This window comes from Tistrella mobilis (assembly GCF_039634785.1).
GTDB classification, from domain to species: domain Bacteria; phylum Pseudomonadota; class Alphaproteobacteria; order Tistrellales; family Tistrellaceae; genus Tistrella; species Tistrella mobilis.
Genome location: NZ_JBBIAB010000031.1, coordinates 43,533 through 50,519 on the forward strand (window position 1 = coordinate 43,533; position 6,987 = coordinate 50,519).

Annotated in this window: 6 protein-coding genes; all 6 read left to right on the forward strand. The window is 66.2% G+C overall.

Annotation, left to right across the window (positions count from 1 at the left end; all coding sequences use genetic code 11):
- Positions 1 to 63 precede the first annotated feature (63 nt).
- Complete coding sequence (locus WI697_RS25295) at positions 64 to 1,065, forward strand: ABC transporter substrate-binding protein (RefSeq protein WP_345960398.1); 1,002 nt, start codon at positions 64 to 66, stop codon at positions 1,063 to 1,065.
- A 129-nt stretch (positions 1,066 to 1,194) separates the two neighbouring features.
- Positions 1,195 to 1,896 (forward strand): pirin family protein, encoded by a 702-nt coding sequence (locus WI697_RS25300; protein WP_062764156.1) that lies wholly within the window; start codon positions 1,195 to 1,197, stop codon positions 1,894 to 1,896.
- 260 nt (positions 1,897 to 2,156) lie between these two features.
- Positions 2,157 to 3,998 (forward strand): dihydroxy-acid dehydratase, encoded by a 1,842-nt coding sequence (gene ilvD / locus WI697_RS25305; RefSeq protein ID WP_345960399.1) that lies wholly within the window; start codon positions 2,157 to 2,159, stop codon positions 3,996 to 3,998.
- A 252-nt stretch (positions 3,999 to 4,250) separates the two neighbouring features.
- The gene (locus tag WI697_RS25310) at positions 4,251 to 5,189 is read left to right on the forward strand and encodes an ABC transporter substrate-binding protein (RefSeq protein WP_156503186.1); all 939 of its coding nucleotides are present in this window, start codon (positions 4,251 to 4,253) and stop codon (positions 5,187 to 5,189) included.
- 104 nt (positions 5,190 to 5,293) lie between these two features.
- Entirely contained in the window at positions 5,294 to 6,070 is a 777-nt protein-coding gene (locus tag WI697_RS25315) for an ABC transporter permease (protein WP_062764148.1), read from the forward strand.
- Positions 6,067 to 6,855 carry an ABC transporter ATP-binding protein gene (locus WI697_RS25320; protein ID WP_062764146.1) on the forward strand — a complete coding sequence of 263 codons (789 nt, stop codon included), beginning with the start codon at positions 6,067 to 6,069 and terminating at the stop codon, positions 6,853 to 6,855. The genes WI697_RS25315 and WI697_RS25320 overlap by 4 nt, the downstream gene beginning before the upstream one ends.
- Positions 6,856 to 6,987 lie beyond the last annotated feature (132 nt).

The following is a 6,987-nucleotide window of genomic DNA, read 5'->3' on the forward strand; positions in this document are numbered from 1 at the left end:
AAGCGGCGGTGCCGATCAGGGAAAAGTCTGGCCTCACCGGGAAAAGTCAGGGAGTTGAAGGGCATGAAGATCACGGGGATCCGTGCTGCGGTGGCAGCGGCGATGGCCGCGACCGTCTGGGTGCAGCCGGCCGCGGCGGCGGAACAGGTCGATCTGGTGCTGAACTGGGTGCCGACCGCCGACCATTCGCCCTATTACTACGCCAGGGCCCAGGGCTGGTATGAAGAGGCCGGCATCGATCTCGACATCCAGACCGGCAAGGGCTCGGGCGTGTCGGCCCAGCGCGTCGGCGCCGGGGCGTCGAAGATCGGCATCGCCGACATGGCGACCGCCCTGCTGGCGAAGAGCAAGGGCGCCGACCTGACCGCGGTGATGGTGGTCTATGCCAACTCGCCGCAAGGTTTCTACTGGTTGAAGAGCCATGGCATCACCGGGCCCGCCGACTTTCCCGGCCATAAGATCGGCAACCCGCCGAGCGATGCCTCGCGGGTGATGTGGCCGGCCTTCGCGCAGAAGGTCGGGATCGATCCGGGCTCGGTCAGCTTCGTGAATGTCAGCCCGCAGGCCAAGATGGCCTCGCTCAAGAGCGGCGCGATCGACGTCACCACCGATTTCTATAACGAACACGATCTGAAGGTGCGCGAGTTCGGCGACGATCTGGGCTTCGTGGCCTGGCGCGATATCGGCATCAACCCCTATGGCAATGCGATCATCGTCAATGGCGATTTCCTGAAAGACAAGCCCGAGGTGGTGGAGGCCTTCACCCGGGTCAGCCAGCGCGCTTTCGCGGCCTGCGTCCAGGACGTCACCCCCTGCCTTCAGGCGCTGCTCGCGGCCGCCTCGGGGTTGACCGAAGCCAACCAGCGCGACCAGTGGAACCGGGTGAAAGAGCTGATGCGCGACCCGACCACCACCGGCACGGCCCTCGGCGCCTTCGACCCCGAGCGGGTCGCGGCCGATTACAAGCTGGTCGAGACCTATTTCGGGATCGAGAAGCCCTTCGACGTGACCCGTGCCTATACCAATGATTTCCTGGATCACGACATCCGCATGACCGCGGAGTGAGCGGCCGGATTGTATCCATTTCAGACACAGTCCGGCCGAAACTGGCTGAATTGTGGGGTGGGGTGGTCGGATCTATCTTCCTCTCAACGGTCCCGCGGTGGACCTCCCGCAAGCAGGGGAACCAGGATCATGACCACCATCATCCGTCGTGCAGAAGACCGCGGCCATGTCGATTTCGGCTGGCTGAACAGCCATCACAGCTTCTCGTTCGGGCATTATTTCGACCCGAACCATATGGGCTTCGGCCCGCTGCGGGTGATCAACGACGACCGGGTCGCCCCGGCCGGCGGTTTCCCCACCCATCCGCATCGCGACATGGAGATCATCTCCTATGTGCTGGAGGGCGGGCTTGAGCATCGCGACAGCCTGGGCACCGGCTCGGTCATCCGCCCGGGCGACGTGCAGCGGATGACCGCCGGCACCGGCATCCGGCACAGCGAGTTCAACGCCTCGCGCACCGATCCGGTGCACTTCCTGCAGATCTGGATCATCCCCGAGGCCGAGGGTCTGGCCCCCGGCTACGAGCAGAAGACCTTTGCCGAGGCCGAGAAGACCGGCCGGCTGCGCCTGGTCGGCTCCCGCACCGGCCGCGAGGGCTCCATCACCATCCATCGCGATGTCGATCTTTATGCCGGCCTGCTGCCCGAGGGGGCGGCCGCCAGCCATGATCTGGCCCAGGGCCGCATCGCCTGGGTCCAGGTCGCCCGCGGCAGGGTGAAGCTGGGCGACGAGGTGCTGAAGGAAGGCGACGGCGCCGCCATCACCGGCGGCCGCATCGACCTCGCCGGGCTCGACGGCGCCGAGGTGCTGGTCTTCGACATGGCGGCATGACGCCAGGGCATATCAGGGCGCCCGCTTCGGATTGCGCCATCCGGGGCGGGCGTCTTCTTGCGTATTGCGGGCCACGATCCGGACCGGGGGCTTCGAAAATCGGCCGCGACGGGTCATGAATGGAATTGAAGCGCGGCGACCCGGCTTACATAGTGTGGTATACCGTGCCCGCCGTCCCCCGGGGCCTGTCTCAGGGGCGGTACACAAGAAGCCCATATGCGCGCCGGTCTCCGCGCGCGCCGCGTCCTTGAGGATCCCCCATGCCCGCCTATCGTTCCCGCACCACCACCCATGGCCGCAACATGGCCGGCGCCCGCGGTCTGTGGCGCGCGACCGGTATGAAGGACGACGATTTCGGCAAGCCGATCATTGCCGTGGTCAACTCCTTCACCCAGTTCGTGCCGGGCCATGTGCACCTCAAGGATCTGGGGCAGATGGTGGCGCGCGAGATTGAAAGCGCGGGCGGCGTCGCCAAGGAATTCAACACCATCGCGGTCGATGACGGCATCGCCATGGGCCATGACGGCATGCTGTATTCGCTGCCCTCGCGCGAACTGATCGCCGACAGCGTCGAATACATGGTCAATGCCCATTGCGCCGATGCGATGGTCTGCATTTCCAACTGCGACAAGATCACCCCCGGCATGCTGATGGCGGCGCTACGCCTCAACATCCCGGTGGTCTTCGTCTCGGGCGGGCCGATGGAGGCCGGCAAGGTGGTGCTGGGCGGCGAGAAGAAGGCGCTGGACCTGGTCGACGCCATGGTCGCCGCCGCCGACGACCGGATTTCGGAAGACGACGTCAAGGTCATCGAGCGTTCGGCCTGCCCGACCTGCGGGTCGTGCTCGGGCATGTTCACCGCCAATTCGATGAACTGCCTGACCGAGGCGCTGGGCCTGTCGCTGCCGGGCAACGGCTCGACGCTCGCCACCCATGCCGACCGCAAGCGGCTGTTCCTGGAAGCCGGCCATCTGATCGTCGATCTGGCCCGGCGCTATTACGAGCAGGACGACGCCACCGCCCTGCCGCGCGGCATCGCCACCCGGGCGGCCTTTGCGAATGCCATGACGCTGGACATCGCCATGGGCGGGTCGACCAACACCGTGCTGCACCTGCTGGCCGCGGCGCAGGAGGGTGAGGTCGATTTCACCATGGCCGATATCGACCGGCTGTCGCGCCGGGTGCCGGTGCTGTGCAAGGTGGCGCCCGCGGTCAGCCATGTGCATATGGAAGACGTCCACCACGCCGGCGGCATCATGGCGATCCTGGGGGAGCTGGACCGCGCCGGCCTGCTGGATACCTCCGTGCCGACGGTCCATGCCGAGACGCTGGGCCATGCGCTCGACCGCTGGGACGTGAAGCGGACCAATGCCGCCTCGGTGCATGATTTCTACCGCGCCGCCCCCGGCGGCGTGCCCACCCAGACCGCCTTCAGCCAGGATCGCCGCTTCGATGCGGTCGATCTGGATCGCGAGACCGGCGTCATCCGCGATATCGACCATGCCTACTCCAAAGACGGCGGTCTGGCGGTGCTGTTCGGCAACATCGCGCTCGACGGCTGCATCGTGAAGACGGCGGGTGTGGATGACTCGATCCTCACCTTCAAGGGCCCGGCGCGGATCTTCGAAAGCCAGGATGCGGCGGTGTCCGGCATTCTGGGCGGCAAGGTTTCCGCCGGCGACGTGGTGCTGATCCGCTATGAAGGCCCGCGCGGCGGCCCGGGCATGCAGGAAATGCTCTATCCCACCAGCTATCTCAAGTCCAAGGGGCTGGGCAAGACCTGCGCGCTGGTGACCGACGGCCGCTTCTCGGGCGGGTCCTCGGGCCTGTCGATCGGCCATGTCTCGCCGGAAGCGGCCGAAGGCGGCGCCATCGGCCTGGTCGAGGAAGGTGACATCATCGAGATCGACATCCCCGGCCGCCGCATTCATCTGGCGGTCGACGACGACACCCTGGCCGCCCGCCGTGCGGCGCAGGAGGCGAAGGGCTGGAAGCCGGCCGAACCGCGCAGCCGCAAGGTGTCGAAGGCGCTGCAGGCCTATGCCATGCTGACCACCAGTGCCGCCCAGGGGGCCGTGCGCCGCATCCCGGCCGCGGACTGATCCCTCCGTCAGGTCCCGGCCACTGCGAACCCCGCCATCGGCAGCGATGGCGGGGTTTCGTTCGTCCGGCGGGCGGATCATCCTGCGATATGTATAGGCAATTGACGCCGGGTGATCCGCTGTGCTGCTATGAGTTTATGCAAAGCAAAGACCCGCGGCCCGATCCGCGGGCACAGGGGTGACCGGGTCAGGACCATCAGCGTCCGTTCACATACGGGGGACCAGTTCATGAAGCTTCGTCGGAACATCGGCATGGCCGCCGCCATGGCCGGTCTTGCGGCCGTGGCGATCGCCGCGCCCGCCTCCGCCGAGACCACAAAGGTGACCATCGGCCTGTCGGGCTGGACCGGCTTCGCGCCGCTGACGCTGGCGAAAGAGGCCGGCATCTTCGAAAAGCACGGGCTGGACGTCACCCTGAAGAAGATCCCGCAGGCCAGCCGCCATCTGGCGCTCGCCTCCGGCGACATTCAGTGCGCGGCGACCACGGTCGAAACCTGGATCGTGTGGAACGCCAACGGCGTGCCGGCGAAGCAGATCTTCCAGATGGACAAGTCCTATGGCGCCGACGGCATCGCGGTGCGCAGCGACGTCAACGGCTTTGCCGATCTGAAGGGCAAGACGGTCGCGGCCTCGGCGCCCGGCACCTCGCCCTATTTCCTGCTCGCCTGGATGCTGCACAAGAACGGCATGAAGATGTCGGATGTGAAGGTGGTGAATATGGAGCCGGGGCCGGCGGCCCAGGCCTTCGTCGCCGACCAGAACGATGCGGCGATGACTTACGAGCCCTATCTCTCCACCGTCCGCAACGCCCCCGACAAGGGCAAGATCCTGGCGACCACGCTGGATTATCCGGCGGTGATGGATACCGTCGGCTGCACCCCGGCCTTCCTGTCGGAAAACCCCGCCGCCGGCAAGGCGCTGGCCGACAGCTATTTCGCGGCGCTTGAGATGATCGCGGCCGACAAGGACAAGGCCTATGGCATCATGGGCGCCGATGTGAAGCAGACCGCCGAGGCCTTCGGCAATTCGGCGCAGTATCTGCGCTGGCAGGACAAGGCGGCGAACCAGGCCTTCTTCGAGGGCGAGTTCAAGACCTTCTCGGCCGAGGCGGCCGATCTGCTGCTCGAAATCGGCGTGATCAAGCAGAAGCCGGATATCGACGCGATCGTCGACACCAGCTACATCAGGTAACGTGCGGCACCTGGCCTGCGGCGGGGTGGGGCATGGCCTTCCGCCCCGCCCATGCCCGGCCTCCGTCGCCTTTTCTCTCCGACCCAAAGACCTGGTTGAACCCCATGCTCCGACCTTTCGAGCCGGTCAGCCCGCGCACGCGGATCCTGCTCGGCATCGGCTTTTTCGTGCTGTTCACGGCCGGCTGGGCGGTGGCGACCTTCGGCGGCTTCGTCTCGCCGACCTTCCTTGCCGACCCGCTCACCATGCTCGCCGACGGCTGGTCGCTGCTGGCCGACCAGGGCTTCCTGTCCGATATCGGCATGACGGTCTGGCGGGTGGTCGGCGGTTTCGCCATGGCCGCCGTCATCGCCGTGCCGCTCGGCATCGCCATGGGGGCCTACAAGCCGATCGAGGCGCTGTTCGAGCCCTTCGTCTCCTTTGCCCGCTACCTGCCGGCCTCGGCCTTCGTGCCGCTGCTGATCCTCTGGGCCGGCATCGGCGAGATGCAGAAGCTGCTGGTGATCTTCATCGGCTCGGTCTTCCAGATCACCCTGATGGTGGCGGTGCAGGTCGGTGCCACCCGGCGTGATCTGGTCGAAGCGGCCTATACGCTCGGCGCCCGCGATCGCGGCATTCTCCGCCGGGTGCTGCTGCCGGCCAATGCCCCCGACATCGCCGAGACCCTGCGCCTGGTTCTGGGCTGGGCCTGGACCTATGTCATCGTGGCCGAACTGATCGGCGCCTCGTCGGGCATCGGCTATATGATCATCAATTCCCAGGCGCTGATGGCCACCGGTCAGATCATTTTCGGCATCATCGTCATCGGGGTGATCGGGCTGATTTCCGACGTGCTGTTCAAGCTGGCGAACCGCCGCCTCTTCGCATGGCGGCTGGCATGAGCGGCGGGCTGATCGTCGAAAACGTCAGCCGCACCTTCCCGGGTGTGCGCGGCGGCAAGCCGACGCTGGCGCTCCAGCCCACCGATCTGGTGGTGCCGGACAACGACTTCGTCTCGATCCTGGGTCCGTCGGGCTGCGGCAAGTCGACCCTCCTGCGGATCATCGCCGGGCTCGACCGTCCGTCGACCGGCCGGGTGACGCTCGACGGGCGCGAGATCACCGGCCCCGGCGCCGATCGGGGCATGGTCTTTCAGTCCTACACCCTGTTCCCGTGGCTGACCGTCGCACAGAATATCGGCTTCGGCCTGCGCGAAAAGGGCATGGCCGAGGCCGAGCGGCGCGAGATCGTCGGGCGTTTCATCGATCAGGTCGGGTTGCGCGGCTTCGAGAATCACTGGCCCAAGCAGCTTTCCGGCGGCATGCAGCAGCGCACCGCCATCGCCCGGGCGCTGGCCAACGACCCCAAGATCCTGCTGCTCGACGAACCCTTCGGCGCGCTCGACAACCAGACCCGCGGCCTGATGCAGGAACTGCTTCTCGGCATCTGGGAAAGCGCCCGCAAGACCGTCATCTTCGTCACCCACGACATCGAAGAGGCGATCTTCGTGGGCTCGCGCGTCATCACCATGTCGGCGCGCCCCGGCCGGATCAAGGCGATCACGCCGGTACCGCTGGCCCATCCGCGCCACTACACCGTCAAATCCAGCCCCGAATTCAGCGAACTCCGCGCAAAGCTGACCGAGGAGATCCGGGCGGAGGCGATCCGGGCGGCGGGGGATCACTAGTACTACAGTTTCGTTTTTAGGAAAGCCGTGATTCTCTGCGTTCCAGCATGGGGAGGCAGGGCCAATGACGGTTTCCGAGTGGTCAGGAACGCTGATCAAGTGGCAAACAGCGCTTGATGACTTAAAGGCACA

Coding starts and splice junctions, on each gene's coding strand:
- WI697_RS25320 (WP_062764146.1), top strand. CDS start 6,067: ATGAGCGGCGGGCTGATCGTCGAAAACGTCAGCCGCACCTTCCCGGGT.
- WI697_RS25295 (WP_345960398.1), top strand. CDS start 64: ATGAAGATCACGGGGATCCGTGCTGCGGTGGCAGCGGCGATGGCCGCG.
- ilvD (WP_345960399.1), top strand. CDS start 2,157: ATGCCCGCCTATCGTTCCCGCACCACCACCCATGGCCGCAACATGGCC.
- WI697_RS25315 (WP_062764148.1), top strand. CDS start 5,294: ATGCTCCGACCTTTCGAGCCGGTCAGCCCGCGCACGCGGATCCTGCTC.
- WI697_RS25310 (WP_156503186.1), top strand. CDS start 4,251: ATGGCCGCCGCCATGGCCGGTCTTGCGGCCGTGGCGATCGCCGCGCCC.
- WI697_RS25300 (WP_062764156.1), top strand. CDS start 1,195: ATGACCACCATCATCCGTCGTGCAGAAGACCGCGGCCATGTCGATTTC.